Source organism: Paractinoplanes atraurantiacus, assembly GCF_900215205.1.
Lineage (GTDB): Bacteria > Actinomycetota > Actinomycetes > Mycobacteriales > Micromonosporaceae > Actinoplanes > Actinoplanes atraurantiacus.
In genome coordinates this window covers 55,083-80,538 of the sequence record NZ_OBDY01000039.1, presented here as the reverse complement: position 1 = coordinate 80,538, position 25,456 = coordinate 55,083, and the positions used below count along the sequence as shown (strand labels likewise).

Genomic DNA, 25,456 nt, shown 5'->3' with positions numbered 1-25,456 from the left:
CAAAGTGATGCTGCGGACCGAGGTCAGGCGGGCTCGGCTTCGGGTGGCGGGGCCAGTTGATCGAGCAGGGCGGCGGCGGAGTGGCCCCAGGCGGGCAGGCCCTTGCGGGCGGACAGGGCCAGAGCCGTGCGGGCCGGACCGGGATCGCCCAGCAGGGCGGCCAGGGCGGTGTGGGCCGGGATCAACGGCCAGGCCGCGCCCACCCGCTCGGCGTCGGTGATGACCGAGCGGAGGTCCGACTCGGCCTCCCCAGCGCGGCCCAGACGCGCCCGGAGGCGGCCCAGGTGCAGGCGCGCGTCCAACATGGTCAGCGGCAGGCGGTCGGGGCGCGACAGGAAGTGCAGGAGCCTGTCCTCCAAGCCGTCCAGGTGGCCGGTGGCCAGGTCCAGGGCCTGCTCGGTGAGCTCGACGACCGGGCGGATCCGCTCGTACTCGGCGGCGGCCGGCAGGCCCCGGGCGATGGTCAGGAGCTGGGCCGCGCGGTCGTGCCGGCCGGTGTGCAGGGCGCCCTGGGCCCAGTTCAGGCAGGCGCGCAGATGGTCGCGGGGGTGGTCGGCGAAGCGCGGGTCGGCCAGGGCCGTCCGCACCGCCGGCCAGGCCCCCGGATCGTCCAGCTCCAGCCGCAGCGACAGCTGGGCGATCTCGACCGACAGCAGCGCCGACGGGTCACCCGACTGCCGCGCCGCGTCCAGCGCGGCCTCGCAGTAGCGCAGATGGTCGTCCGCGTGCCGGTCCAGCACCGTGTCCGGCGCCGACAGGATGGCCAGGGCCCGCGCGCGGCGGCCGTGGTGCTTGAGGTGGGGGACGGCCCGCTCGATCTCCTCGTAGCCGGCCGACGCCTCGCCCTGCTGGCGCAGCATCCGGCCCAGGGCGAGACCCAGATCGCCCCGAGCGCCCGGTGGCAGGCGCCGGTCGGCCAGGAGGCGGCGCAGCACCGGGATCGCCTCGGCCTGGGTGACACCCTCCACGGCCGAGCGCCCCAGCTTACCGGCCAGCCGGGCCCGCTGGCGGCGGGGCAGCTCCGCGTGGTCCATGGTGGCCAGCAGGAACCGGGCGGCCGTCGCGTCGTCGCCGCGCGCGGTGGCCAGGTCGGCCGCGGCCTCCGCGTTGCGGACATGGTCGGCCGCGTCGCCCGCGAGCCGGTAGTGGTGGGCCAGCTGCGCCACCGGGCGGGGCACCTGGCGCTCCAGGACACGGGCGCAGCGCAGGTGCAGCATCCGCCGTTCGAGCGCCGGCAACAGCTCGTAGACGACCTGGCGGGCCAGCGTGTGCCGGAACCGCGGCGAGCCGAACTCCTCGTCCGCCGGGTGCAGCAGGCCCGCCTCGGCGGCCCGCTCCAGCGCCGCCTCCACCTGGCCGACGGGCCGCGACAACAGCTCGGCGAGAGCGCGGGCCTCGGCCACCACGCCCAGGACGGCGGCGGCCCCGAGGATGTCGCGGGTGGGCTCGTCCAGCGGCCGCATGCGCCACAGCAGGACGTCGCGCAGCAGGGCCGGCACGGTCACGTCGCCGAGGACGTCGCCCAGCAGTCCGGGACGCTGATCGATGCGGTCGATCTCGTGGCGTTCGACCAGGGAACGGACGACCTCCTCGACCAGGAACGGCACACCGGCCGTACGCTCGAAAAGCTGTTCCACGAAGACCGGTGGCAGGACGTCGCGGTGCAGCAGCGTCCCGGCCAGCGAGCCGACCTCGGCCGGCGAGAGCGGCGCCAGACGGACGAGCCGGGCCGGCACGGCGACCGGCTCGCGGGTCGTCATCACCACCGTGAGGCCGTCGACCGGATGGGCGGCCAGCCACGTGACGAACTCCACGGTGGCCGGGTCGGCCATGTGCAGGTCCTCGAGCGCGACCACGACCGGGGCCAGCGCGCCCAGCAGCCCCGCCATCGCCCGCAGCAGCCGGGCCCGCTCGGCCTGCGGGTCGTCGAGCGGGGGCGGTGGCGTGAGCGCGGCCAGCGCCGGCAGGTAGGGCGCGAAGACGGCGACGGCCGGGTCGAGACCGGGCGGCAGCGCCGGCGACCACTGGCGCAGGCCGTCCAGGATCGGGCCGAGCGGCAGCGGTTCGCGCAGGTCGTCGCAGTGGGCCACGACGACCCGGCCGACCACGCCGGACAGGGCCTCGGCCACCAGGCGGGTCTTGCCGACGCCGCCCTCGCCGAGGACGAGCACGGCCGACGGGGGAGCGGCCAGAGCCGCGCGCAGCACGGCCAGCTCACCGTCGCGGCCCACGAAGGCCTTGGCGCTGTGCAGGTTGAAGGCGGCGGAAAGCTGGAACACCGCTGCCGAATGTAGCGCCGGTACGTCGCGGACGGCACCTCCGCGGACCCGTAACCTGAGGGTCATGACGGAGTCACTGGGGCTCAAGTTCGACGAGGTGCCGGAGCTCTACGACCGGGTCCGGCCCGGCTATCCCGACGAGCTCTTCACCGACCTGGCCGCGCTGACCGGGCTGCGGGCGGGCGCGCCGGTGCTGGAGGTCGGCTGCGGCACCGGCCAGGCGACCCGCTCGATGGCGGCGCGGGGCTGGTCGGTGACGGCCGTCGAGCCGGGACCGGCGCTGGCCGAGCTGGCCCGGCAGCGGCTCGCCGCGTTCCCGAACGTCACGGTGGAGACGGCGGCCTTCGAGCAGTGGCCCGACCGTGGCCGCCGCTTCGACGTCCTGGTGGCCGCGTCGTCGTGGCACTGGATCGACCCGGAGATCGGCCGGCGGCGGGCGGCGGACCTCGCCGGTCACCTCGCCCTGCTCGACTTCACGGTCGTCCGCCGCCCGGGCGATCCGGAGGTGTACGCGGCGACCGCCGACCTGCACGAGCGTTTCAGCCCCGGCAACCCGGCCTGGGGGCACCCGCCGCTGGAGGAGCAGGTGCTCGCCGAGCCCCGCCGGTGGTACCCGGTGGTCCAGTGGTTCGACGGCCGGGGTTTCGCCGACCTGCTGCGCACCCAGTCCCTGTACCGCGAGCTCGATCCGGCCGTCCGCGAACCCCTCCTGAACGCCGTCGCCGACCGGATCCGCACCCGCCTGAACGATCGGGCGCCCCGCCGCTACCTGTGCTCGCTGCGCCTCGACCCGCTCTGAGGCGCGCTCCTCACGCTTGGAGCAGCTTCATCGCGTACTGCGGGTTGCCGTAGTCACGCCACGCCGCGATCTTCCCGTCCCGGATCTCGTAGACGGCCAGGTTCATGATGGGCGCCAGCTTGCCGCCCGGCAGCGCCAGCCCGTGCACCTGCTCGGCCAGCACGACGTCTCCGTTGACGGCCTGGTTGACAGTCTCGAACCGCACCCGCGCGAAACTCCGGAAAACCCCCTGCCAGATGCGTACGACGGCATCGCGGCCCTTGACCTCGGGCTCCCCGTAGTTCTGGAAGACCACGTCCGGGTGCAGGAACGCGCCCACTTTGCTCGCGTCCTTGGTGTTGAAAGCCGCGACGAAATCCCGGGCGAGAGTGTTGTTGTCAGTAGTCATAGGGATGACGTTTGCTCGCCGAAACTGGACCTGCAAGTCCAAAAAACTCCGTTACCGGGACCAGAACTGCCGGGGGGCGTAGCCCTCGCGGCGGAGCCAATGCTCGGTGTAGACGATGCGGTCGGCCTCCAGCACGCCGATCGTGCCGGTTGGTGGCTCGTCGAGCGGGCGTGAGCGCTCCACGTGGTCGGACTGCCAGCGCACCACCGGCCAGTACCGGTCGAAGTCGCCGTCGCCCGGCTCGAGGATGCGGGCGGTCCCGAAGAGCTGGGCGCCGCGGCTGCTCGCCTGGCCGACGAGCGGGGCGAAGACCCCGATCGACAGGCGCGGATCGGCCCGGATGTTCCGCATTTTCGGCGACGTGCCGGCCGCCGTGAAGACGATCGCGAAGTCCAGGTGGAAGTAGCGCACCGGGGTGGCCAGCGGTCCATCCGGGCCCACGGTGGCCAGCACGCACATGTTCTGCGACGACAACAGGTTGAGGATGCGCTCCTCGAGCCGCTCGCGGTCCAGTCGCCGGGTGGGGCTGGGCCCGGCCAGCCAAGGGTTGGTCGTCACCATGGTCGTGCATTCTGGTCCCATGACGGCGGGGGAGACACTGGCGGGGCTGATCCGGGCCGACGCGTGGATGATGCGGGTGCTCGCGGCGGTGCGTGACGAGGCGGTGCCCGACGCGTGGGCCGGCGCCGGGGTCCTGCGCGATCTGGTGTGGGGTGAGCGTTTCGGCGCCGGCTTCACCCCGGCGGACGTACGGGATGTGGACGTGGCCTTCTTCGATCCGCGTGACCTGAGCCGCGCCAACGACGACCGCGTGACCGAACGGCTGGGCCGCCGGCTGCCCGGCATCCCGTGGGAGGCGAAGAACCAGGCCGCCGTGCACACCTGGTACGCCGCCAAGTTCGGCGGTGACCCGGTCGAGCCGTTCACGTCCATCGAGGACGCCGTCGGCACCTGGCCGGAGACCGCGACCGCCGTGGTGGTGCGCCTGCGCGCGGACGGCGAGATCGAAGTGTGCGCCCCGTTCGGCCTGGACGACCTCCTCGCCGGCGTCTGGCGCCGGAACCCGCGCCGTGTCAGCCTCGAGCGCTCCCGCGCCCGCCTCGAACGGCATCAGCCACATGTCCGCTGGCCGGGCGTGACCGTCGTACCCTTCGAGGGCCCCGCCGGCACCGTTGCTTGAGCCGCCGCCCGCCGAGGATCGGCGGGCGGCGTACCTCATGCGGTTTTGAAGTGGCGGGCGAAGAAGCGGACCGCGCTGTCGGCCTCGAAGCGGGGGAGTTGCTTGTGGGTGCCGGCGTTGGCGTGCAGCGTCTTCTCGGTGGAGGCGAAGGCGTCGAACAAGGCCAGGCCCTCGGCGCGGGGGATGTGCTCGTCGTCCCATTGGAGGGCGAACTCGAGCGGCACGGTGATCTGGCGGGCGGCCTCCAGCAGGGTGGGGGCGGGCCAGAACTGGCCGAGAACGGCGGCCTTGATGCGAGGGTCGCGGGCGATCAGGGGGATGCCGATGGCGGTGCCCATGTTGAGGCCGAAATAGCCGACAGTGTCGAATCCGAGGGCGTCCAGGGCGGCCTGCCATTCTCCGACGGCCTGGGCGGCCAGGTGCAGGTTGTAGCGGACGACGATCGGGCCTTCGGGCTCGCCGGCGGCGCGGGCGCGGAACAGGTCGGCTATCTCGCGTTCGTCGTGCGGGGTGCGGGGGCGGTCGCCGTGGCCGGGGGGCGTCGAGGACGGCCACCGAGCAGGCGGCGCCCTCGACCAGGAGGCGGGCGCGGCCGGACATGGCGGGGGCCTTCTTGTGGGTGCCGCCACCGTGGCCCATCAGGACCAGCGGGGTGGGGCCGTCGATGCCGGCCGGGGACCAGAGGACGCCGGGAACGCCGCCCACGGTGAAGTCGCGTTCGCGGATGCCGTCGGTGGACGTGTCCGAGGTGAAGCGCATGGTGGTGCCTTTCGGGAAGTGCCGGTGGCTCAGGCGCTCCCGTCCGTGACGCGGCGTGGGAGCACCCGGCTCGATGCGATGGTCACGGGGCTCACCTCCTTGCGCGATGTCACGGCTGACGGCACTGTACGACCCGGTGCCCCGGGCCGTACAGCTGATTTCGTCAGTCGCCCTTGACGTTGACGATCTGGCGCAGCGTGTGGCGGATCTCCACCAGGTCGCCGGCGTCGTTCATGACCACGTCGATGGGCTTGTAGGCCTGCGGGATCTCGTCGAGGAAGGCGTCGGTGTCGCGGTACTCGATGCCCTTCATGGCCTCGCGCAGCTGCTCGCGAGTGAAGGTCTTGCGAGCCTTCGAGCGCGAGTAGTTGCGGCCGGCGCCGTGCGGGGACGAGTTCAGGGCCAGGCGGTTGCCCTTGCCCACGACCACGTACGACGCGTCGCCCATCGAGCCGGGAATCAGGCCGGGACGGCCCTGCTCGGCGTTGATGGCGCCCTTGCGGGAAAGCCACACCTTCTTGCCGAAGTGGGTCTCCTGCTCGGTGTAGTTGTGGTGGCACTGGACCCGCTCGAGCTCCTCGACCGGGCCGCCGGTGAACTCGGCGAAGCAGGCCACCACCCGGTCCATCATCTCGTCGCGGTTGGACAGGGCGAAGTCCTGAGCCCAGCGCAGCTCGCGGATGTAGCGCCAGAACTCGTCGGTGCCCTCGGCCAGGTACGCCAGGTCGGGATCGGGCACGCTGATCCAGTAGCGCTTCATCAGCTCCTGCGCCACCTTGATGTGATGCGTGGCGATCTTGTTGCCGACGCCGCGCGACCCCGAGTGCAGGAACAGCCACACCGCGCCCGTCTCGTCGGCGGTCACCTCGATGAAGTGGTTGCCGCTGCCGAGCGTGCCCAGCTGCAGATGCCAGTTCCCCGCGTACTGCCCCGGCTCGAACCCGGCCTTCTCCGCCTTGGCGGTCAGCGTCTCGATGCGGCGGGCCGCGGTCTCGGTGATCGCGGTGTTGTAGACGCCGGCCGACAGCGGCACCGCGCGCTCGATCGCCGTGCGCAGATCGGCCAGGTTCGGCTGCAGATCCTCGCGGTGGTACTGGGTGCGGACGGCGGCCATGCCGCAGCCGATGTCGACGCCCACGGCGGCCGGGATGATCGCGCCGAGGGTCGGGATGACCGAGCCGACCGTCGCGCCCTTGCCGAGGTGGGCGTCGGGCATGAGGGCGATGTGCGGGAAGATGAAGGGCAGTGTCGAAGCGGTTTCCGCCTGGGCCAAGGTGCCGGCCTCGATGAGGCTCGCCCAATTGATCAGACGGTCGTTGACCCGCTGCATGACTGCTCTCCCCTTTCCGGGATGTCCGTTGCCGGTCACGCTAGCCCGTCAAGATCGCCGGGCGCGCGCTATTTAAGGACGGCCCGCCGGAGGCGCTGCAACGGCGGCATCAGCCCGTAGATGACGATCGGGACGGCGATCGAGGCCAGGACCAGCGTGCGGAGCACGATCGGGGCGTCGCGCAGGAGAGGGCCCGAAGTCGGCGCCCGCCTGCGGCGTGTGCGTCACCGTCACGGCCTCACACTGGCCGCGCTCGCCGGGATGACCGGCATTTCGAAGAGCACGCTCTCCCGGCTCGAAAGCGGGCAGCGGCGGCCCACCCTCGACCTGCTGCTGCCGCTCGCACAGGCCCACCAGGTGCCTCTGGAAAGCCTGGTCGGTGCGCCGCCGGTCGGCGATCCGCGGGTACGGCTGGTGCCGCGCCGGGCGAACGGGCGCACCGTCCTGCCGCTCACCCCGCACGCGGGATCGTTGCAGGCTTGGAAGGTGATCGTGCCGGCCGAGCAGACCGAGCTGGATGCGCGGGTGGGCGCCCGGTGGAGTTGCTGAGCATTTTGGGACGCCAGGGGGAGCGGATGCGCGTTCGGACCTGAGCCCGCCGGAGGCGGGCGTTCGTTGCAGGACAGCCCGGAAGCGGGGAACGGCCCGGACCACGACGTAGCCGTTCCCCAAATCAGTCGGCCTCGGGTGAATCCCGTATCTCCAAAGGGTTCAAGCCGGAACCGGAGCGGTCCGCCATTGCTCCGAGCCGAAGACCTCGTAGCGGATGCGGTCCTCGGGGAGGCCGCGGCGGTGAAGGGCGGAGCGGACGGCCTGCATGAACGGGACCGGGCCGCAGAGGTAGACCTCGGTGCCGGGGTGCAAGGGGATGGCGTCGGGGTCGATGCGGCCGGTGAAGGCGCCCGGCGTCGGCTGCTCGTACCAGGCCAGGTTTTCGAAGGAGCGCAGGCGGGCGGACGTGGTCTCGACCTCGGCCCGCAGCGGGTGGCGCGACGGGCTGCGGTCGGCGTGCACGACCGTGACCGTGCGGCCGGGCTGGGTGCGGGCGACCTCGTCGAGGATGGCGGCCATCGGGGTGATGCCGACGCCGGCGCTGATCAGCAGGAGCGGGTGGTCGCCCTCGTCGGGGAGGGTCAGGTCGCCGTACGCCTGCGAGACCGTCAGCTGGTCGCCGGGGCGGACCACGTCGTGGATCCAGCCGGAGACGACGCCGTCGGGGCTGCCGGCGGCGCCCCGCACGCGGCGGACCGTGATGCGCAGCGTGCCGCCGTTCGGGGCCTGCGAGAGCGAGTACTGGCGCAGCTGGCGGCTGCCGTCGGGCAGGGTGGCGACGATCGTGACGTACTGGCCGGGGCGGTAGTGCGGGACCGGCCGGCCGTCGGCCGGAGTCAGCAGCAGCGAGACGGTGTCGTCGGCCTCGGTCACCTTGTTGGCGACGGCATAGGTGCGCCAGGGCTGCTCGCCGTCGACGCCGGCGGAGGCGTAAAGCCGCGACTCGATGCCGATGAGGCGGACGGCGAACAGCCAGTAGACCTCGTCCCACGCGGCGGCGATTTCGGGAGTGACGGCGTCGCCGAGAACCGTGCCGACGGCGCCCAGAAGGTATTTGCCGACCATCGCGTACTGCTCGGGGCGGATGCCGAGGGCGCAGTGGCGCTGGGCGATCCGGTCGACCACGTGCTCCGGCAGCGGGGCCTCGCCGATGAGATGGGTGGCGAAGAGGGCGACGGCGCCGGCCAGGGCGGATTTCTGCTCACCAGTGGCCTGTGCACTGCGGCTGAACAGGTTGAGCAGTTCGGGGTTCTCGCCCAGCATCGTGTCGTAGAAGACACCGGAGATCTGGTCGATGTGCGCGCCGACGACCGGCAGGGTCGCTGCGACGATCGGCGCGCTTTTCTGTGAGAGCACGTGGTTCCTCCGTTGTTACAGGTTGACCAGGATCTGGTACGTCGGTGGCGAGGTGAGATCACCGACGGTGAGCGGGTCGAGGGCCGCGTAGAAGGCCTCCTGCGCCTTGCGGAGCGCGCCGCGCAGGCGGCAGCCCCGGCTCAGCGGGCAGACGGTCTCGCCCTCGCAGTCGACGACCTCGGTGGCGCCCTCCAGCTCCCGCACCACGGCGCCGATCGAGGCGTCGCGGGCGGTGGCGGCGAGGCGCACGCCGCCGTTGCGGCCGCGGACCGTCTCGAGAAGGCCCATGTGCTGAAGCTTCTGCACCACCTTGGCGAGGTGGTGGCGGGGAACGTTCAGCGACTCGGCGAGGTGGTCGATGGTGAGCAGATCGTCACCGACCGCGCCGAGCATGAGGATCCGGAGGCTGATGTCCGTCGACCGGTTGAGGCGCACGAGAGAAGCGTGCCATAAAGAAGACTCTTGGAGTCTTGTTTATGGGGATGGTCACTCGGATGGCAGTTTTCCGGGATTCGCGTTGCCGGGCAGGCACATAGCGTCAGCGCCATGAGACGAGTCCTGATAGTCGCCGCGGTCCTTTCCCTCGCCGCGGGCTGCGGTGGTCCGGCTTCCGCTCCAACCGTTTCCGGTACGCCGGCGAGCGGCGGCCTGGGAGCGGCCGCGCCCACCTCGAGCGCGGCCCCCACGAAAAGCGCGACGCCCACCACAAAGCCGCGCCCTAAGTGGAGCGAGGCGGTCGAGCCCTGCCCCTACGAAGGACAGAAGGTCGTCATTCGCGAGGTCCAGTCGGACGACGTCACCCAGGACGGCGCGGAAGACCACATCGTCACCCGCGGCTGCGAGGCGTCGACCGCCTACTGGCCCTCCACCATCGAGGTCTTCGACGGTGAGGCCGGCCCCGCGCACCCCAAGCGGATCGGCACGCTGCTGAAGGGCAACAAGGACCTCCCTTGGGTCACCGAGGTGGCCGTCGCCGAGGGCGTCATCACCGTCAAGGCGTACGGGCGAACCGACCTCAGCCCCTCCGGATGCCCCGACCTGAAGCTGACGTATCGCTTCCAGCACACGGGCAAGACCTTCCAGCAGATCGGCCGCGACGCCACGAAGGCCGGCGACTGTCTGCCGGTCGGTTAAAGACCCTTCGGAGGTACGACGCTTACTCCCGGCAGGCGGCGAGGAGCGGCCCGCCTGGAGGAGGGACAGCACGTCGTGGATCCGCAGTACAACTTTGAGGGTCAGGTTGCCCTGTCACCGGGGCTGCCTCTGGCATGGGACTTGCGGCCGCTCGGGCGTTCGCTCAGGCCGGCGCCGCTGTCGTGCTGGCCGACGTTGACCGGGACGCCGTTGAGAAGGCGGCGAAGGCGCTCACCGATGCCGGTCACCACGCTGTCGGTGTGGTGTGCGATGTTGCCGACGAGGAACAGGCCGCTTCCATGGTCAGGAGCGCCGTGGACGCCTACGGCCGCTTGGATATGGCGTTCAACAATGCTGGTGTTCAGGCCCCGCCGTCGGATGCGGCCGATGAGAGCGCTGAGGATTTCGACCGCGTCAACGCCGTCAACCTGCGTGGCGTGTGGGCCGTCCAGAAGCATGAGCTGCGGCAGATGCGCCGGCAAGGCTTCGGCGCGATCGTCAACTGTTCCTCGCTGGGCGGGCTGGTCGGCCTGCCCGAGCGCGCCGCGTACCACGCGTCCAAGCCGGGGTGATCGGCCTGACGAAGAGCGCCGCGGTCGAGTACGCGCCGAGGGCATCCGGGTCGACGCTGTCTGTCCCGGCGTGATCGAGACCCCGATGGTCGCCGGCATGCTCGAAGGGCAGGCCGAGGCCATGGCCGCCATCCTGAGCCAGCAGCCGATCGGCCGGCTCGGGCGGGCTGAGGAGGTCGCCGCCGCGGTGCTGTGGCTGTGCAGTCCCGGCGCGAGCTTCGTGATCGGTGCCGTCCTGCCGGTCGACGGCGGCTACACCGCCCACTGAGACTGGCACGGTGGAAACGTGGGATGACGATGGGGTCGTGGCGCTGCGGCCGTGGAGTGTCGATGACGCCGAGTGGTATGCGGCGGCGGTCAGCGGGGACGAGCTGATTCAGCGGTTCACCTCGGAGCCGCCGGTGGTGAGCGCGGACGCGGTGCGGGCGGCCGTCGAAGCCGGGCCGAGCGGGTTTCTGATCGCCGACGCCGTCAGTGGGGAGCGCCTGGGCAACATCGCCGTCGACGGTGACGGGGAGGTCTCCTACTGGGTGGCGGCGCCGGCCCGGGGGCGTGGGGTGGCGACGCGGGCCCTTCGGCTTTTCGTGGAGCGGCTGGGAGCCCGTGAGCTTCGGCTGTGGGCGCACGCGGACAACCTCGGCTCGCGGACGGTGGCCGAGCGGGCCGGGTTCGTGCGGGAGCCGGAGCGGGATCGGCGGCGGCAGGTCAAGGGGGAGTGGTGGCCGACCGTCGCGTATCGGCGGCCGCGGTGACTGCTGCGTAGCGGGCGGCCAGGTCGCGTACGGCCGCAAGGAGCTCTGGGGCGTCGACGACCTCGAAGTCGGCGCCCAGGAAGCCCAGCCACAGGGCCAGCATCTCGGGACTGTCGGAGCCTGGGGTGAAGGCGCAGCGATCGTCGGCCAGCGGTTCGATCTCGGTGGCGATCGGCAGGCGGGCCCGGACGTGGGCGGCCGGCGCGTGGACGATGACCCGGGCCCGGTAGCGCCAGGTGGCCTCCCGCAGGCCGCGGGCCACGTCCGGCGACGGTGGCACCGGGCGTGGGGTGAAGCGCGGGCCGTTCGGGATGTGCAGGGTCATGCGGTCGGCCCGGAAGGTGCGCCAGTCGTCGCGGGACGGGTCCCAGGCCAGCAGGTACCAGCGGCGCTGGTCGTGGACCAGGCGGTACGGTTCGGCGTCGCGGCGGCTGACCGTGCCGGCGTGGTCGCGGTAGTCGAAGCGGAGGCGTTCGTGGGCCTCGCAGGCGTACGCGATGTGGGTGAGCACCTCCGGGTCGACCGGCGGGCCGGGTGACGGCAGGAGCACCGTGGCCGACTGCACGGCCCGGACCCGGTGGCGCAGGTGCGGCGGCAGGAGCTGTTCGAGCTTGGGCAGGGCGGCGCCGCGCAGGTTGACCGCGACGGCGACCGCCTCGTCGCTGTCGAGCAGCAGGGGCGGCAGGGCCGGGCCGGTGCCCAGCCGGTAGCCGCCGGCGACGCCGGGGCGGGCGTCGACCGGGTAGCCGAGGGAGCGCAGCCGTCCGATGTCGTGGCGGATCGTGCGCGTGGTGACGCCGAGCCGCTCGGCGAGCGAGGGCCCGGTCCAGTCGCGGCGCGCCTGCAACAGCGACAGCAGGCGCAGCAGCCGGGCGGCGGTGTCCATTTCAGGAACCTAGCCTTCCGCGATTGTCTCTAGCGTCGGCTCATGGACACCTTCCGGATCGAGATTGCACAAACTGATGTCGATGACCTGCACGCGCGCCTGGACCGCACGCGATGGCCGGGCGACGGCTGGGGGCGCGGCATCGAGCTCGCCGAGGTGCGCGAGCTGGCCGGCTACTGGCGGTCCGGCTTCGACTGGCGGGCCGCCGAGCGCCGGCTCAACAAGCTTCCGCAGGCCGTGACCGAGATCGACGGCCAGCGTGTGCACTTCGCGCACGTTCGCTCATCCACGCGCAACGCCAAGGCCCTGATGCTCACGCACGGTTTCCCGAGCTCGTTCGCCGAGTTCGAGGAGCTGATCACGCTGCTGCCCGACTTCCACCTGGTGGTGCCCTCGCTGCCGGGCTACACCTTCTCGGCGCCGCTGGCCGGGCCCGGCTGGACCATGGCCCGGATGGCCCGGGCCTGGAAGACCTTGATGGAGCGTTTGGGGTACGACCGGTACGGGGTGCACGGCGGCGACGTCGGCGCCGGGGTCTCGGGCGCCGTCGCCGGCATCGACGGCGACCACGTCATCGGCGTGCACGTCTGCACGGACCCGGTCACCGCGGCCGCGACCGCCACCTTCATTCCCGGCATGGCCGACCGGCTCGACCCGGACGATCCGCTCGACAAGCTGATCCGCCAGCGGATGGACGCCTTCACCCACGAGGACTCCGGCTATCTCGCGATTCAGAACACCAGACCGCAGACCATCGGGTACGGCCTGACGGACTCACCGGTGCTGCAACTGGCCTGGATCGCCGAGAAGTTCGCCGAGTGGACCGAGCGCCCGGTCGACCGCGACCGCCTGCTGACGAACGTCTCCCTCTACTGGCACACCGCCTCCGGCGTGACCGCCGCCCACACCCTTTACGAGCAGGCCCATTCGGCCGACTGGGGCAGCCCGCCCACGGTGCCGCAGGCCTTCGCCGTCTTCGGCGCCGACGAGACGGTCCGCAAGCTGATACCCACCCCGCCGGGCACCCGCTGGACCGAGTTCGCCCACGCCCGCCACTTCCCGGCATTGGAGGCCCCGGCCGACCTGGCCGAGGACCTGCGGGCGTTCTTCGGGCCCTTGAGCTGAGGACGGCCGGTCACGGTTCGCGGGCGCCGTAGAGGCGGAGGATGCTGCGGTACAGCACTGTCGCCGTCTGGCTGGAGGTCATGCGACCGGCGGAGACCTCCTCGCCGGCCGCATGACCGAGCGCGATCGTGGCGGAGACCAGCCACGCCGGGCTGAGGCTGCCGTCGAACTCGCCGGAGACCTGGCCACGCCGGATCATCCGCTCCAGTCGTTCGGCGACGGGAGCGTGCTGGCGGTCGCTGTCCGCCGGGCCGGCGGCGGCCGCCGAGGGGTGCCGGAGCAGGGGGTAGCGGTCGAAGAGTTGCCAGGTGACGTCCAGCCAGCGCCGCAGCTGTTCGGTGACGGTGCCGCCGTCACTTTCCGCGGCGTCGAGGGCGGCGACGGCTTCGGCGGTGATGCGGTCGACGACCGCGGTGACCAACATCGGCCGGGACGGGTAGTGGGCGTACACGGTCTGGCGGGTGACGCCGGCTTCGGCGGCGATCCGTTCCACCTTCGCGCCGGGATGCCGGCCGAGCACCCGCACGGCGGCGTCGAGCACGGCCGCGGCGCTGCGCCGGCCGTCCGAACGGACCCGGCGCCGGCCACCCGCTGTCTCTGACACCTTGCGCAATCTACCGGCAGGTCCTTAACGTTGACAGCGTGTCAGAGATAACGCCTCGCAGTGACTTGAGCGCCTATCTGACCCGCTATCCCCAGGAGGCGGGGCTCGGCGACGAAGATCCGGCGACCGTGCTGGACCGCTATCACACGCCCGACTATGAACTGGTCAACGACGGCGTGCGGCTGGACCGGCAGCGGCTGCTCGATCACGTCCGCCCGGCCCGCAGGCGGGCCACCGGTCTGCGGGTCGAGGTGGAGCAGGCGCTGGTGGACGGTGATCAGGTCGCCGCCCGGTACCGGCTCATCGCGGAGATGCGCCGGGGCGGCACCATCACCACGGAGATCTACATGTTCGGGGAGCTGGCCGCCGACGGCCGGCTACGGCGCGTCACCCAGGCCACCCGCGGAATCCCCGGCTGAGCCGGCCGATCGGATCGCGGCGAGGATCGCGGCGGCCGTGACCTCGTCGGTGGTCTCGCGGCCGCCGGGGCCGGCGGGGGACGAGGTGCCCAGGCCCACGGTGAGGCCGTCGGGGATCAGGCGCTTGGCCGAGGCGTGCACGGCGTGGACGCCGGTGCGGAGCAGGGCCGGGACCAGGTCCACGGTGACGCCGCCGCCGGCCATGATCTCGATGCGGCCGGCCGCCGCGGCGACGAGGGCGGTCAGGGCCGGCAGAGCGTCGGCGACCGAGGTCGCTCCCGCGGACGTCAGGACGCGCCGTACGCCCAGGGCGGCCAGGGTCTCGACGGCCGTGACCCGGTCGGGGAGGGTGTCGATGGCCCGGTGGAACGTCACGGGGGCGTCGCCGGCGGCGTCGAGGACGCGTTTGACCAGGTCGGTGTCGACGGTGGCGTCGCGGATGCCGCCGATGACCACGCCCGACGCGCCCGCGCGCAGGACGTGGCGTACGTCCTGGAGGATCGTCGCCGTCTCGGCGGGCTCGTAGGCGAAGCCGCCGGTGCGCGGGCGGACCAGCACGTGGACCGGTGGGATGCCGGGCGTGGCCGCGGCGGCCTCGACGAGGGCCAGCGACGGGGTCACGCCGCCGAGGGCGAGCGCGGAGCAGAGCTCGATGCGGTCGGCCCCGAGACGGGCCGCCACCTCGAGGCCGTGGGTGTCCTGGACGGCGAGCTCGAAGGCGACGGGGCTCAGGGCGGGCTCCTCGGGACGAGAAATGGGAAACAAACCTGATTATTTCATGAGGGGAGATGGACCACGCACGCGCCGGGTGCGGCGAACGGTTCCAGGACGACACCGTCCTCGTCGCCGAGCACGCCCTGGATGATTCCGGCGTGCAGGCCGCACATGCCGTCGGGGTAGCGGTGGACCAGGTCCAGGTACGGGCAGGTGTGCAGGTCGATCCGGTCGCCGGAGCGCGGTTCGGGGGAGAAGCCGAGCATGTCGAGCACCGGCAGCAGCCCGCCCCGGGCGGCCATGGCCCGGCCCCACCGGCGCCCGGCGCCGACGGTGGCGGCCCGGTCGCCGGCGACCTGTTCGAGCAGAGCCCGCAACAGCACCGAGTACAGGTTGGCCCGCGCCGGGGTGAGCGCCCGGTATCGCCAGGCCGGCCGGTGCGGGAGGCCGCCACTGGCCCGGGCCTTCACCAGCACACCCTCGGCGACGAGGGCGTCGAGCTGACTGCGCACGGTGGACAGTGGCAGCCCGACGCGGGCGGTGACCTGCGCCGCTGTCAGGCCCTGGGGCGTTTCCTCGACCGTGCGGAGGACCGGAGACTCCATGAGCCTGACCGTATTCCCCGATGCTGAGAGGGCAAAACTTAGAGGACTTTGGTCCCTAATTTCGGGGGTTGTACGAACGGCGCGGCTGTTCTGATATGAGGCATGCAGGCGTCCCGCACCCCGGCTCGCGGACTGCTGCTGGCGGTCGCGACCCTCGGCTTCGTCGTCAACTCCTGGGCGTGGGCGCTGCTGAGCCCGCTGGCCCCGCGGTTCCAGGCCGCCCTGGAGCTCTCCTCGACCCAGCAGGCCCTGGTGGTGGCCGTGCCGGTGGTGGTCGGATCGCTGGGGCGCATCCCCGTGGGCGCGCTCACCGACAAGTTCGGCGGGCGGGTCATGTTCCCCATCATCTCGCTGGCGACCGTGGTGCCGGTGCTCTATCTCGGGCTGTCCGGCACCACCTCCCTGGCCGGGCTGCTGCTCGGCGGCTTCTTCCTCGGCATCGGCGGCTCGGTCTTCGCGGTGGGCGTGCCCTTCGTCAACGCGTGGTTCCCGCCCGAGCGGCGCGGCCTGGCCGTGGGTGTCTTCGGGGCCGGCATGGGCGGCACGGCGGTCAGCGCCCTCACCACGGTCCGGCTGGTCGACGCGGGCAGCATGAGGACCCCGTTCCTGGTCACGGCGGCCGTGCTGGTCGTGTACGCCTTCGTGTCCTTCACGGTCCTGAGGGACGCCCCGGACCGGCCGATCCCCACCGCGCCCTTCGCCCAGCGCCTGGCGGCGACGTTGCGGCTGCGGGTGACGTGGCAGGCGTCGGCGGTCTACGCGGTCGCGTTCGGCGGCTACGTCGCGTTCTCGGTCTACCTGCCGGCCTATCTGAAGACGGCGTACGGGCTGACCCAGGCCGACGCGGCCAACCGGATGGCCGGTTTCGTGCTGCTGGCCGTCGTCATGCGCCCCACCGGCGGCTGGCTCTCGGACCGCTTCGGCGGCGTGCGCGTGCTCGCCGCCGCGCTCGCGGTGGTCGTGCTCGGCGCCTTCACGCAGGCCTTCACCCCGCCGCTGATGCCGCTGGGCACCATCGCCTTCCTGGCCATGGCAGCCGCCCTCGGCGCGGGCAGCGGGGCCACCTTCGCGCTCGTCGCGGTGATGGCCCCGGCCAACCAGGTCGGCTCGGTGACCGGCGTGGTCGGCGCGGCCGGCGGGCTCGGCGGCTTCCTGCCGCCGCTGGTCATGGGCGGGCTGTACGAGGCGTACGAGTCGTACGCGATCGGCCTGGCCCTGCTGGCCCTGGTGGCCCTGGCCGCGATGACGCTGACCGTGACCGCGATAGCCAAGACAACCCGCACCGAGGGAAGGGTCAGCAATGCCTGAACTGGACGACGCCCTGGTCGGCACGCGCCGCTTCTTCACCCGTGGGGAGGTGTCGGCCGACCATCGCGCCCTCTTCCAGATCGGCGGCAGGCAGGCCGACACGTTCTACCGCGACCGCTGGTCGCACGACAAGGTGGTGCGCTCCACGCACGGCGTCAACTGCACGGGTTCGTGCTCGTGGAAGGTGTACGTCCGCGACGGCATCATCACGTGGGAGGCCCAGCAGACCGACTATCCGAGCGTCGGGCCGGACAGCCCGGAGTACGAGCCGCGCGGGTGCCCGCGCGGGGCCGCGTTCTCCTGGTACACGTACTCGCCCACGCGCGTGCGATATCCGTACGTCCGCGGGGTCCTGCTCGAGATGTACCGCGAGGCGCGGCAGCGGCTCGGCGACCCGGTGGCCGCGTGGGCCGAGATCACCGGCGACCCGGCCAAGGCGCGCGCCTACAAATCGGTGCGGGGTAAGGGCGGGCTCGTGCGCGCCACCTGGGACGAGGCGACCGAGATGATCGCCGCGGCCCACGTGCACACCATCAAGACGTACGGGCCGGACCGGCTGGCCGGGTTCTCGCCGATCCCGGCCATGTCGATGGTGTCGCACGCGGCCGGCGCCCGCTTCTACAACCTGCTCGGCGGGGCCATGTTGTCGTTCTACGACTGGTACGCCGACCTGCCGGTGGCCTCGCCGCAGATGTTCGGCGACCAGACCGACGTTCCCGAGTCGGGCGACTGGTGGGACGCCGGCTACCTCATCATGTGGGGTTCCAACCTGCCGGTCACCCGCACGCCGGACGCGCACTGGATGGCCGAGGCCCGCTACCGCGGGCAGAAGGTCATCGCGGTGGCGCCCGACTACGCCGACAACGTGAAGTTCGCCGACGAGTGGCTCGCACCGGCCCCGGGCACGGACGGCGCGCTGGCCATGGCGATGGGCCACGTCGTGCTCAAGGAGTTCTTCGTCGACCGGCAGACCGGCTACTTCCTCGATTACGTACGCCGGTACACCGATCTGCCGTTCCTGGTGACCCTCGACAATGGACGCCCGGGCAAGATGCTCACGGCGGCCGACCTCGGGCAGGAGGTGGAGAACGCCGCCTTCAAGACCGTGGTGCTCGACGCGGACGGCACGCCGGTGGTGCCGAACGGGTCGCTCGGGTTCCGGTACGGGGACACGGGCGCCGGGAAGTGGAACCTGGCCCTGGACGGCATCTCGCCGCTGCTGAGCGCGGCCGGTGAGGCCACGGCCGAGGTGGAGCTGCCGCGCTTCGACACGCCGGACGGGTCGGCCGGGACGATCCGGCGCGGGGTGCCGGTGCGCGAGGTGGCCGGGCGTCAGGTGACGACCGTTTTCGACCTGCTGCTGGCCCAGTACGGGGTGAAGCGGCCGGGACTGCCGGGGCAGTGGCCCAGCGGATATGACGACGCCGATTCGCCTTACACGCCGGCCTGGCAGGAGACCATCACGGGCGTGCCGGGGCCGGCCGCGGCGCGGATCGCGCGGGAGTTCGCGGCCAACGCCGAGGAGTCCCGCGGGCGCTCGATGATCATCATGGGGGCGGGGGCGAACCACTGGTTCCACTCGGACACGATCTACCGGTCGTTCCTCACGCTGACCACGCTGACCGGATGCCAGGGGGTGAACGGCGGCGGCTGGGCTCACTACGTGGGTCAGGAGAAGGTGCGGCCGGTCACCGGCTATTCGGTGCTGGGCACGGCATCCGACTGGACGCGGCCCGGGCGGCAGATGATCCAGACCGCCTACTGGTACCTGCACACCGACCAGTACCGCTACGACCCCTTCTCGGCGGCGACGCTCTCGGTGGCCGAGGGTTTCGCGGAGAAGTCGACGGCCGACCTCATCGCCGCGTCCGCCCGCATGGGCTGGATGCCGTCCGTTCCGCACTTCAACCGCAACCCGCTCGACCTGGCCGACGAAGCGGCGGCGGCCGGTCAGCCGATCGCGGATCACGTCGTGAGCGAACTCAAATCGGGAAAGATCCGTTTCGCGTGCGAGGAGCCGGACGACCCCGCCAACTTCCCGCGGGTGCTGACCATCTGGCGGGCCAACCTGCTCGGGTCGTCGGCGAAGGGCAACGAGTACTTCCTGAAGCATCTGCTGGGTACGGACCACGCCGTACGAGCGAAGCAAGCGCCGATGTGGCGTGACGAAGCGCCCACCGGCAAGCTCGATCTGCTGCTGACGCTCGACTTCCGGATGACCTCGACCACCGTCTACTCCGACATCGTGCTGCCCGCCGCCACCTGGTACGAGAAGCACGACCTCAACACCACCGACATGCACCCGTTCGTGCACTCGTTCAACCCGGCGATCGCCCCGCCCTGGCAGACCCGCACCGACTGGGACGCCTTCATGACGATCGCCCAGGCGTTCAGCGCCATGGCCGCGAAGCACCTCGGCACGCGGACCGACGTGGTGGCCGCGCCCCTGCTGCACGACACCCCGGACGAGATGGCCAACCCGTACGGCCGCGTCCTCGATTGGAAGAACGGGGATTGCGAGCCGATCCCCGGCAAGACGATGCCGAAGCTGGTGGCGGTCGAGCGCGACTACGCGGCGGTCTTCGACAAGATGTCCTCGCTCGGGCCGCTGCTGGACACGCTCGGCGCGACCACCAAGGGCGTCACCTTCGAGGTCGGCCCGGAGCTGGACTATCTGCGGCACAAGAACGGCACGGCCCCCAACGGCCGGCCGTCGATCGCCCGGGACGTGCAGGCCTGCGAGGCGATCCTCGCCCTCTCCGGCACCACCAACGGCCGCCTGGCCACCCAGGGCTTCCACACGCTGGAACGCCGCACCGGCGTCGAGCTGGCCGACCTGGCGGCCGAGCACGAGGGCAAGCAGATCACCTTCGCCGACACGCAGTCGCGGCCGACGCCGGTCATCACCTCGCCCGAGTGGTCGGGCTCGGAGGCGGGCGGCCGGCGCTACTCGCCGTTCGTCATCAACGTCGAGCGGCTCAAACCGTGGCACACGCTGACCGGCCGGCAGAGCTTCTACCTCGACCACGACTGGATGGCCGAGCTGGGCGAGTGGATGCCGACCTATCGGCCGCCGCTGAACATGCACGCCCTGTTCGGCGAGCCCCAGGTGGGGGAGAAGGGCGAGCTCGGCATCGCCGTCCGCTATCTGACCCCGCACAACAAGTGGTCCATCCACTCCGAATATCAGGACAACCTGTTCATGCTGTCGCTCTCGCGCGGCGGCCAGAACATCTGGATGTCGGCCCAGGACGCGGCGAAGATCGGCGTGCGGGACAACGACTGGATCGAGGCGGTCAACCGCAACGGCGTCGTGGTGGCCCGCGCGATCGTCTCGCACCGCATGCCCGAGGGCACCGTCTACATGCACCACGCGCAGGACCGGCTCATCGACGTGCCGCGCACCGAGACGAACGGGCGCCGCGGCGGCATCCACAACTCACTGACCCGGCTGCTCATCAAGCCGTCGCACCTGATCGGCGGCTACGCCCAGCTGTCGTTCGCGTTCAACTACCTCGGCCCCACCGGCAACCAGCGCGACGAGGTGACCGTCATCCGCCGCCGGTCCCAGGAAGTGGAGTACTGAGATGCGCGTGATGGCCCAGATGGCGATGGTGATGAACCTCGACAAGTGCATCGGCTGCCACACCTGCTCGGTCACCTGCAAGCAGGCGTGGACCAACCGCAGCGGCGTGGAGTACGTCTGGTTCAACAACGTCGAGACCCGGCCCGGGCAGGGCTATCCGCGCCGCTACGAGGATCAGGAGACGTGGCGCGGCGGCTGGGAGCTCAACCGCCGCGGCAAGCTCAAACTCAAGGGCGGCGGGCGTTTCAAGAAGCTGCTGACCATCTTCGCCAACCCCAAGCTCCCGGCGATCCAGGACTATTACGAGCCTTGGACGTACGACTACGAGACGCTCACGAACGCACCGTTGCAGGAGCACACGCCGGTCGCGCGGCCCAAGTCGCTGCTGACCGGGAAGGACATGAAGGTCCAGTGGTCGGCCAACTGGGACGACGACCTGGGCGGGTCGATCGACCACGGCGACAAGGACGTGCTCCTCAAGGGCATCGCCGACAAGGTGAAGTTCGAGTTCGAGCAGACCTTCATGTTCTATCTGCCGCGGATCTGCGAGCACTGCCTCAACCCGTCGTGCGCCGCCTCCTGCCCGTCCGGGGCCATCTACAAGCGGGCCGAGGACGGCATCGTGCTGGTCGACCAGGACCGCTGCCGCGGCTGGCGGATGTGCGTGTCCGGCTGCCCGTACAAGAAGGTCTACTTCAACCACCGCACGGGCAAGGCGGAGAAGTGCACGTTCTGCTTCCCGCGCATCGAGGTCGGCATCCCGACCGTGTGCTCGGAGACCTGCGTGGGACGCCTGCGCTACATCGGTTTGATGCTGTACGACGCCGACGCCGTCCTCGCGGCGGCGTCCGTGACCGGCGACCACGACCTGTACGAGGCCCAGCGCAAGGTGTTCCTCGATCCCGCGGACCCCGCGGTGGCCGCGGAAGCCGAGCGGGCCGGCATCCCGCGGGACTGGATCGAGGCGGCGCAGCGGTCACCGGTCTACGCCCTCATCAACAAATACAAGGTGGCGCTGCCGCTGCACCCGGAATACCGCACCATGCCGATGGTCTGGTACATCCCGCCGCTGTCGCCGGTGGTCGACGTCGTGCGCGACACCGGCTACGACGCCGAGGACCGGGGCAACCTGTTCGCGGCCATCGAGGCGCTGCGCATCCCGGTCGACTACCTGGCCCAGCTGTTCACCGCCGGCGATCCGGCGCCGGTGGACGCGGTGCTGCGCAAGCTGGCGGCGATGCGGTCGTACATGCGTGACCTCAACATGGGACGCGATGCGGACGACAGCATCCCGGCTGCGGTGGGGATGACCGGCGAGCAGATCTACGACATGTACCGGTTGCTGGCGCTCGCCAAGTACGACGAGCGGTACGTGATCCCGCCGGCCCACGCGGAACAGGCACATTCACTCGAAGAGCTGGCCACGTCGTGCAGCCTGGACTACGAGGGCGGGCCGGGCATGGGTGGCTCGGGGCCGTTCGGCGAGTCGTCGGGCGGGCCGCAGCCGATCGCGGTGGAGAACTTCCAGATGCTCAAGGACCGGCAGACCTCCGACTCCCTGTCCGGGCGGGTCAACCTGCTCAACTGGGACGGGCGCGGCAGGCCGGACGGGCTCTTCCCGCCGCGGAGGGAGGACCAGTGAACGCGCGCGCGTGGCAGGCGCAGTCGCTGCTGCTGGGCTACCCGGATCCCGTACTGCTGGAACGCTTGGATCTCCTGACCCAGGCCGCGTCCACTCTGGAGACCGCGGCGGGCGCGCCGTTGCTGCGTTTCATCGAGCACGCACGCAACACGCCGCCGACCCAGCTGGCCGCCGACTACGTCGCGACTTTCGACCAGCGCAAGCGGTGCTGCCTCTACCTCACCTATTACGCGTACGGGGACACCCGGAACCGGGGGATGGCGCTGCTGAAACTGAAGCAGACGTACGCGGCGGACGGGCTGATCCTGGGTGACGACGAGCTGTCGGACCACCTGGCGGTCGTGCTCGAGTACGCCGCCGCGATGCCCGCCCGCGGCCTTGCCGTTCTGAACGACCACCGGGCCGGGCTCGAGCTGCTGCGCCTGGCCCTGCACGACATGCGATCCCCGTGGGCGGACGTCCTCGAGTCGGTGTCGGCGACCCTGCCGCCGCTGCGCTCGATGTCCGAGGTCGCCAAGCTGGCCGCACAGGGGCCGCCGGAGGAGAAGGTGGGCACCTACCGATGAACACGCTGCTCTTCGTCGTCGTCCCGTACATCTGCCTGACGGTCTTCGTCCTCGGGCACATCTGGCGGTACCGGTACGACAAGTTCGGCTGGACCACCCGCTCGTCGCAGCTCTACGAGCGGCGGCTGCTGCGCATCGGCAGCCCGCTGTTCCATTTCGGGATCCTGCTGGTCGCCCTCGGCCACATCGGCGGCCTGCTCATCCCGGAGTCCTGGACTTCCTATGTTGGCATCTCGGAAGCCGCGTACCACTTCGTGGCCGTGGCCCTCGGCACCGTGGCCGGCTTCTGCACGCTCTTCGGCGCGGCGATCCTGATCTACCGCCGGCGTACGACCGGACCGGTCTTCTCGGCCACGACGGTCAACGACAAAGTGATGTACGTGCTGTTGATCGGCACCATCTGCCTCGGCCTCGGCACCACGGTGATCGGCAACCTGACCAGCGAGCCCCACGACTACCGGCTGACCGTGTCACCCTGGTTCCGTTCGATCTTCTACTTCCAGCCCGACAGCGACCTCATGGCGCAGGCCCCGATCGGCTTCAAATTGCACGCGCTGGCGGCGTTCGCGCTGTTCGCCTTCTGGCCGTTCAGCCGGCTCGTGCACGTCTTCTCGGCGCCGCTGGGCTACCTCACCCGCCCGTACATCGTCTATCGCAGCCGCGACGCGGTGCCGGCCCGGCGCGGATGGGACCGGGCGCTTTAGGTACCCGTACTCATCCGCCGGCGGCGGCGCTCCGGAAGGCTGCTTGCCATGACAATCGCACCCGCTTCGCCCGGCAAGCCCACCGCCGCCTTCGTCGGCGCGTCGTGGGCGGCACTGTTCCTCGGCGTCATCTCGTACGCGGTCGGCCTGTGGAACGCCTCGATGATCCGCAGCGAGAAGGGCTTCTACGCGGCCGTCCTGGTCCTCGGCCTGTTCGCGGCCATCTCCCTGCAGAAATCGGTGCGCGACAAGGCCGAAGGGCTGCCGGTCACCGCCCTTTACCTCGGCCTGGCCTGGGCTGTCGTCGGCGCTTCGGTCATCATGCTGGCCGTCGGCCTGGTCAACAGCGGCATGGCGCTCAGCGAGAAGGGCTTCTACGGGCTGTCGTTCGCGATGGCGCTGTTCGCGTCGGTCGCGGTGCAGAAGAACGTGCGCGACGCCCTGCAGTACCGCCCCTCGTACGTGCCTCCGGATCATCTCACCCGCAGCGCATGAAGACGTCGTGGCTTTTGAGGTCCAGGCTCTGACCTCATGGACGCGATCCTGGGCACCCTGACCGAGGCGGAGTCGGCGCTGGTCCGCGAGGCCGGCCCGAAACGCCTGAAGAAGCTCGACGAGGACGCGCTCATCGAGCTGCACGGCCGGGTCCGCCGGGCCCGCAACAAACAGGTGAAGAACTACCGCCGCCGCGCCGCCGAACGCGTCCCCGAGACCGGCGGCCGCGGCAAGGCGTACGACCGCAATGCCCGCCGCCGCGCCAAGGCCGAGGTCTTCGAGGAGCTGCTGTCACAGGTCAGCGCCCGGCTGGCCGCCCTGGCCCACGAGGCGGCGGAGGCCCTTCGCCGTGAACGCGAGGCCGAAGCCAGGGCCGAAGCCAAGGCCGCCGCCCGGGCCAAGCCGCGCCCCGCACGCGGAAAGAAACCTCGCCCGCAGCGCGTCGACAACCGCCCCGACACCCCCGACCTGCGCAAGCGGCACGCCTCGACCCGGGCCAAGGTCGCCCGCAAGCAGGCCCGCAAGGACAGCCGTTAGGGCCTCTCGGCCTGCCGGCGCACGAAGGACTCCCAGCGCGGATCCGGCTCGCGCGGATCCGGCTCGTGGAAATCCTCCACCTTCGACATCAACACCACGACGACGACCGCCGTGGCGAGAAGAACCGCGCTGAGCGCCGCCGTGAGCCCCGGATACCACGGTGGGAGCAGCTCGCTCGCCTCACGGGTCGCCTCACCGGCGGTGAAGCTGAACAGCAGTCCCATGCCGAGCGCGCCCAGCGTGCACCAGACCGTGGCCCGCACCCACCGGCGCCGCAGGTGAACCACGACGGCCAGCCCGGCCGTGGCGAGCGCCGCCACGACGGCCAGCCCGGTCTGATAGCCGAGCCCGGTGCGCACCGAGGAGGTCAGCGACTCGGCATGCTCGCGGTCGTACCCCGTGTAGAGGCGCAGATAGGAATCGGCGGCCGGCCCGTAATGCCGCCAGGCCGGCACCGCGTCGAGAACCATCACGGCACTCACCACGGCGAACCCACCCAGCAGAGCCGAGCAGACCCACACCACACGTTTCTGTTTCCCCGTCATCGACGGGCATCTTAGCGGCCGTCGAACCCTTGCGGTGACCGCTCGGCCAGGCGGTCGCGGCGCTGCTTGGCGGCCTGGGCGCTGTTGAGGCCCATGCCCTGGGCGATGCCCTGCCAGGTCAGCTCGCGCCCGCGGGCGGCGTCCAGCAGCCCGAGTTCCAGCTGGTCCACGTCGGCCCGCACCTGCGCGATCAGCGCCAGCGCCGCGAGGAGGTCGTCGTCGTCCAGGTCGGGCTCGCCGAGGTCGGCCTCGATGGTCCCCAGGGCCAGGCCGGCCGCCAGCCGTACGGCCTCGTGCGGCTCGACAGCGGTGGGATGCACGGCCCGGCGCCGCTGCTCGTCGGTGGCGGCGTGCCGCTCCGCGATGCGGTTCAGGGCGGCGAACTCAGTACTTGCCTGCGTCATGCCACCCATCCGACCACTTCAACAAACTGTTGTCAACAAAATGTTTAAGGGGCGGGTGCACGATGTTGTCACTGTCCGGCGTCACCGCCTCGCGGAGAACTATCTCGTCGAGATCCTCGCGGTAGTCCACCCATTCCACCCACCAGCCGTGGTCGACTCGAGCCGGTTCAGCGGGCGTGGGAGCCGCAGGCCGATGGCCCAGACGTGGAATTCGT

Annotated in this window: 29 protein-coding genes and 1 pseudogene; 16 read left to right on the top strand and 14 right to left on the bottom strand. The window is 71.2% G+C overall.

All coding sequences use genetic code 11. The annotated features are described in order from the left end of the window. Positions 1–23 precede the first annotated feature (23 nt). The gene (locus CRP55_RS46790; RefSeq protein WP_179855655.1) at positions 24–2,279 is read right to left on the bottom strand and encodes an ATP-binding protein; all 2,256 of its coding nucleotides are present in this window, start codon (positions 2,277–2,279) and stop codon (positions 24–26) included. A gap of 64 nt (positions 2,280–2,343) precedes the next feature. On the opposite strand from CRP55_RS46790, the gene CRP55_RS46785 reads away from it, so the two are divergent. Then, positions 2,344–3,078, top strand: a complete 735-nt coding sequence (locus CRP55_RS46785; protein WP_097328561.1) for a class I SAM-dependent methyltransferase — start codon at positions 2,344–2,346, stop codon at positions 3,076–3,078. A gap of 10 nt (positions 3,079–3,088) precedes the next feature. Here the strand turns inward: CRP55_RS46785 and CRP55_RS46780 are convergent, their stop codons facing one another. Further along, positions 3,089–3,466: a nuclear transport factor 2 family protein gene (locus CRP55_RS46780; RefSeq protein ID WP_097328560.1), complete on the bottom strand. Its 378-nt coding sequence runs from the start codon at positions 3,464–3,466 to the stop codon at positions 3,089–3,091. Between the two features lie 51 nt (positions 3,467–3,517). Then, positions 3,518–4,027 carry a pyridoxamine 5'-phosphate oxidase family protein gene (locus CRP55_RS46775; RefSeq protein ID WP_097328559.1) on the bottom strand — a complete coding sequence of 170 codons (510 nt, stop codon included), beginning with the start codon at positions 4,025–4,027 and terminating at the stop codon, positions 3,518–3,520. Between the two features lie 19 nt (positions 4,028–4,046). Between CRP55_RS46775 and CRP55_RS46770 the strand changes: the two genes are divergently transcribed. Next, the gene (locus CRP55_RS46770; protein ID WP_097328558.1) at positions 4,047–4,646 is read left to right on the top strand and encodes a nucleotidyltransferase family protein; all 600 of its coding nucleotides are present in this window, start codon (positions 4,047–4,049) and stop codon (positions 4,644–4,646) included. Positions 4,647–4,681: 35 nt separating this feature from the next. On the opposite strand, the gene CRP55_RS46765 is transcribed toward CRP55_RS46770, so the two are convergent. The 3 genes from CRP55_RS46765 to CRP55_RS56655 form a co-directional block, all read right to left on the bottom strand. Continuing rightward, positions 4,682–5,275, bottom strand: coding sequence for a dienelactone hydrolase family protein (locus CRP55_RS46765; RefSeq protein ID WP_245923811.1), 594 nt, complete (start codon positions 5,273–5,275; stop codon positions 4,682–4,684). Between the two features lie 293 nt (positions 5,276–5,568). Next, the gene (locus CRP55_RS46760; RefSeq protein ID WP_097328557.1) at positions 5,569–6,735 is read right to left on the bottom strand and encodes an RtcB family protein; all 1,167 of its coding nucleotides are present in this window, start codon (positions 6,733–6,735) and stop codon (positions 5,569–5,571) included. 68 nt (positions 6,736–6,803) lie between these two features. After that, positions 6,804–6,920, bottom strand: coding sequence for a hypothetical protein (locus tag CRP55_RS56655; protein WP_498368178.1), 117 nt, complete (start codon positions 6,918–6,920; stop codon positions 6,804–6,806). Between CRP55_RS56655 and CRP55_RS46755 the strand changes: the two genes are divergently transcribed. Further along, entirely contained in the window at positions 6,892–7,284 is a 393-nt protein-coding gene (locus tag CRP55_RS46755; protein WP_498368177.1) for a helix-turn-helix domain-containing protein, read from the top strand. The genes CRP55_RS56655 and CRP55_RS46755 overlap by 29 nt on opposite strands. Before the next feature lie 162 nt (positions 7,285–7,446). Here CRP55_RS46755 and CRP55_RS46750 read toward each other — a convergent pair whose 3' ends face one another. After that, positions 7,447–8,643, bottom strand: coding sequence for a globin domain-containing protein (locus CRP55_RS46750; RefSeq protein ID WP_097328556.1), 1,197 nt, complete (start codon positions 8,641–8,643; stop codon positions 7,447–7,449). 15 nt (positions 8,644–8,658) lie between these two features. Further along, entirely contained in the window at positions 8,659–9,078 is a 420-nt protein-coding gene (locus tag CRP55_RS46745; RefSeq protein ID WP_097328555.1) for an RrF2 family transcriptional regulator, read from the bottom strand. Positions 9,079–9,189: 111 nt separating this feature from the next. Here CRP55_RS46745 and CRP55_RS46740 point away from each other — a divergent pair, with 111 nt between their 5' ends. The 4 genes and pseudogenes from CRP55_RS46740 to CRP55_RS46730 all read left to right on the top strand — a co-directional run bounded on the left by CRP55_RS46740 (position 9,190) and on the right by CRP55_RS46730 (position 11,101). Beyond that, the gene (locus CRP55_RS46740) at positions 9,190–9,777 is read left to right on the top strand and encodes a hypothetical protein (RefSeq protein ID WP_097328554.1); all 588 of its coding nucleotides are present in this window, start codon (positions 9,190–9,192) and stop codon (positions 9,775–9,777) included. A gap of 125 nt (positions 9,778–9,902) precedes the next feature. Then, a pseudogene (locus tag CRP55_RS55945) lies at positions 9,903–10,349 on the top strand (SDR family oxidoreductase); the annotation flags it as partial. Then, positions 10,234–10,617, top strand: coding sequence for an SDR family oxidoreductase (locus CRP55_RS55940; RefSeq protein ID WP_281260861.1), 384 nt, complete (start codon positions 10,234–10,236; stop codon positions 10,615–10,617). The pseudogene CRP55_RS55945 and the gene CRP55_RS55940, both read left to right, overlap by 116 nt. 10 nt (positions 10,618–10,627) lie before the next feature. Beyond that, positions 10,628–11,101, top strand: a complete 474-nt coding sequence (locus CRP55_RS46730) for a GNAT family N-acetyltransferase (RefSeq protein ID WP_179855654.1) — start codon at positions 10,628–10,630, stop codon at positions 11,099–11,101. Here CRP55_RS46730 and CRP55_RS46725 read toward each other — a convergent pair. Continuing rightward, the gene (locus CRP55_RS46725; protein WP_097328552.1) at positions 11,055–11,987 is read right to left on the bottom strand and encodes a helix-turn-helix transcriptional regulator; all 933 of its coding nucleotides are present in this window, start codon (positions 11,985–11,987) and stop codon (positions 11,055–11,057) included. The genes CRP55_RS46730 and CRP55_RS46725 overlap by 47 nt on opposite strands. Before the next feature lie 42 nt (positions 11,988–12,029). Between CRP55_RS46725 and CRP55_RS46720 the strand changes: the two genes are divergently transcribed. Then, the gene (locus tag CRP55_RS46720; protein ID WP_097328551.1) at positions 12,030–13,112 is read left to right on the top strand and encodes an epoxide hydrolase family protein; all 1,083 of its coding nucleotides are present in this window, start codon (positions 12,030–12,032) and stop codon (positions 13,110–13,112) included. Positions 13,113–13,122: 10 nt separating this feature from the next. Here CRP55_RS46720 and CRP55_RS46715 read toward each other — a convergent pair whose 3' ends face one another. After that, positions 13,123–13,716, bottom strand: coding sequence for a TetR/AcrR family transcriptional regulator (locus CRP55_RS46715; RefSeq protein WP_179855653.1), 594 nt, complete (start codon positions 13,714–13,716; stop codon positions 13,123–13,125). Between the two features lie 38 nt (positions 13,717–13,754). On the opposite strand from CRP55_RS46715, the gene CRP55_RS46710 reads away from it, so the two are divergent. After that, positions 13,755–14,135, top strand: coding sequence for a nuclear transport factor 2 family protein (locus tag CRP55_RS46710; protein ID WP_179855652.1), 381 nt, complete (start codon positions 13,755–13,757; stop codon positions 14,133–14,135). On the opposite strand, the gene CRP55_RS46705 is transcribed toward CRP55_RS46710, so the two are convergent. Together CRP55_RS46705 and CRP55_RS46700 are read right to left on the bottom strand one after the other, a co-directional pair. Then, positions 14,094–14,900, bottom strand: a complete 807-nt coding sequence (locus CRP55_RS46705; protein WP_218855045.1) for a copper homeostasis protein CutC — start codon at positions 14,898–14,900, stop codon at positions 14,094–14,096. The genes CRP55_RS46710 and CRP55_RS46705 overlap by 42 nt on opposite strands. Before the next feature lie 11 nt (positions 14,901–14,911). Beyond that, a complete protein-coding gene (locus tag CRP55_RS46700) occupies positions 14,912–15,454 on the bottom strand; it encodes a helix-turn-helix transcriptional regulator (RefSeq protein ID WP_097328548.1) in 543 nt (180 codons plus the stop codon). A 102-nt stretch (positions 15,455–15,556) separates the two neighbouring features. Here CRP55_RS46700 and CRP55_RS46695 point away from each other — a divergent pair, with 102 nt between their 5' ends. The 7 genes from CRP55_RS46695 to CRP55_RS46665 are packed head-to-tail and all read left to right on the top strand — an operon-like array spanning position 15,557 to position 24,292. Further along, on the top strand, positions 15,557–16,762 hold the full coding sequence (locus CRP55_RS46695; RefSeq protein ID WP_097328547.1) for an MFS transporter: 1,206 nt from the start codon (positions 15,557–15,559) through the stop codon (positions 16,760–16,762). After that, positions 16,755–20,348 (top strand): nitrate reductase subunit alpha, encoded by a 3,594-nt coding sequence (locus CRP55_RS46690; protein ID WP_097328546.1) that lies wholly within the window; start codon positions 16,755–16,757, stop codon positions 20,346–20,348. The genes CRP55_RS46695 and CRP55_RS46690 overlap by 8 nt, the downstream gene beginning before the upstream one ends. A 1-nt stretch (position 20,349) precedes the next feature. Next, positions 20,350–21,990 (top strand): nitrate reductase subunit beta, encoded by a 1,641-nt coding sequence (gene narH / locus CRP55_RS46685; protein ID WP_097328545.1) that lies wholly within the window; start codon positions 20,350–20,352, stop codon positions 21,988–21,990. Then, a complete protein-coding gene (gene narJ / locus CRP55_RS46680) occupies positions 21,987–22,556 on the top strand; it encodes a nitrate reductase molybdenum cofactor assembly chaperone (protein WP_097328544.1) in 570 nt (189 codons plus the stop codon). The genes narH and narJ overlap by 4 nt, the downstream gene beginning before the upstream one ends. After that, entirely contained in the window at positions 22,553–23,260 is a 708-nt protein-coding gene (gene narI / locus CRP55_RS46675; RefSeq protein ID WP_097328543.1) for a respiratory nitrate reductase subunit gamma, read from the top strand. The genes narJ and narI overlap by 4 nt, the downstream gene beginning before the upstream one ends. A 48-nt stretch (positions 23,261–23,308) precedes the next feature. Continuing rightward, positions 23,309–23,755, top strand: coding sequence for an inner membrane protein YiaA (gene yiaA, locus CRP55_RS46670; RefSeq protein ID WP_097328542.1), 447 nt, complete (start codon positions 23,309–23,311; stop codon positions 23,753–23,755). A gap of 36 nt (positions 23,756–23,791) precedes the next feature. Continuing rightward, positions 23,792–24,292 (top strand): hypothetical protein, encoded by a 501-nt coding sequence (locus CRP55_RS46665; protein ID WP_097328541.1) that lies wholly within the window; start codon positions 23,792–23,794, stop codon positions 24,290–24,292. Here the strand turns inward: CRP55_RS46665 and CRP55_RS46660 are convergent. Beyond that, positions 24,289–24,837, bottom strand: a complete 549-nt coding sequence (locus CRP55_RS46660) for a hypothetical protein (protein WP_143235423.1) — start codon at positions 24,835–24,837, stop codon at positions 24,289–24,291. The genes CRP55_RS46665 and CRP55_RS46660 overlap by 4 nt on opposite strands. 11 nt (positions 24,838–24,848) lie before the next feature. Continuing rightward, on the bottom strand, positions 24,849–25,241 hold the full coding sequence (locus CRP55_RS46655; RefSeq protein ID WP_245923807.1) for a DNA-binding protein: 393 nt from the start codon (positions 25,239–25,241) through the stop codon (positions 24,849–24,851). Positions 25,242–25,456 lie beyond the last annotated feature (215 nt).

What these genes read in the sequence shown, in the direction of transcription:
- narI (WP_097328543.1), top strand. Translation starts at nt 22,553, where the DNA reads ATGAACACGCTGCTCTTCGTCGTCGTCCCGTACATCTGCCTGACGGTC.
- narH (WP_097328545.1), top strand. Translation starts at nt 20,350, where the DNA reads ATGCGCGTGATGGCCCAGATGGCGATGGTGATGAACCTCGACAAGTGC.
- CRP55_RS46655 (WP_245923807.1), bottom strand. Translation starts at nt 25,241, where the DNA reads ATGACGCAGGCAAGTACTGAGTTCGCCGCCCTGAACCGCATCGCGGAG.
- CRP55_RS46740 (WP_097328554.1), top strand. Translation starts at nt 9,190, where the DNA reads ATGAGACGAGTCCTGATAGTCGCCGCGGTCCTTTCCCTCGCCGCGGGC.
- CRP55_RS46775 (WP_097328559.1), bottom strand. Translation starts at nt 4,027, where the DNA reads ATGGTGACGACCAACCCTTGGCTGGCCGGGCCCAGCCCCACCCGGCGA.
- CRP55_RS46770 (WP_097328558.1), top strand. Translation starts at nt 4,047, where the DNA reads ATGACGGCGGGGGAGACACTGGCGGGGCTGATCCGGGCCGACGCGTGG.
- yiaA (WP_097328542.1), top strand. Translation starts at nt 23,309, where the DNA reads ATGACAATCGCACCCGCTTCGCCCGGCAAGCCCACCGCCGCCTTCGTC.
- CRP55_RS46665 (WP_097328541.1), top strand. Translation starts at nt 23,792, where the DNA reads ATGGACGCGATCCTGGGCACCCTGACCGAGGCGGAGTCGGCGCTGGTC.
- CRP55_RS46700 (WP_097328548.1), bottom strand. Translation starts at nt 15,454, where the DNA reads ATGGAGTCTCCGGTCCTCCGCACGGTCGAGGAAACGCCCCAGGGCCTG.
- CRP55_RS46690 (WP_097328546.1), top strand. Translation starts at nt 16,755, where the DNA reads ATGCCTGAACTGGACGACGCCCTGGTCGGCACGCGCCGCTTCTTCACC.
- CRP55_RS46760 (WP_097328557.1), bottom strand. Translation starts at nt 6,735, where the DNA reads ATGCAGCGGGTCAACGACCGTCTGATCAATTGGGCGAGCCTCATCGAG.
- CRP55_RS46725 (WP_097328552.1), bottom strand. Translation starts at nt 11,987, where the DNA reads ATGGACACCGCCGCCCGGCTGCTGCGCCTGCTGTCGCTGTTGCAGGCG.
- CRP55_RS46785 (WP_097328561.1), top strand. Translation starts at nt 2,344, where the DNA reads ATGACGGAGTCACTGGGGCTCAAGTTCGACGAGGTGCCGGAGCTCTAC.
- CRP55_RS46780 (WP_097328560.1), bottom strand. Translation starts at nt 3,466, where the DNA reads ATGACTACTGACAACAACACTCTCGCCCGGGATTTCGTCGCGGCTTTC.
- CRP55_RS46660 (WP_143235423.1), bottom strand. Translation starts at nt 24,837, where the DNA reads ATGACGGGGAAACAGAAACGTGTGGTGTGGGTCTGCTCGGCTCTGCTG.
- CRP55_RS55940 (WP_281260861.1), top strand. Translation starts at nt 10,234, where the DNA reads ATGAGCTGCGGCAGATGCGCCGGCAAGGCTTCGGCGCGATCGTCAACT.
- CRP55_RS46720 (WP_097328551.1), top strand. Translation starts at nt 12,030, where the DNA reads ATGGACACCTTCCGGATCGAGATTGCACAAACTGATGTCGATGACCTG.
- CRP55_RS46695 (WP_097328547.1), top strand. Translation starts at nt 15,557, where the DNA reads ATGCAGGCGTCCCGCACCCCGGCTCGCGGACTGCTGCTGGCGGTCGCG.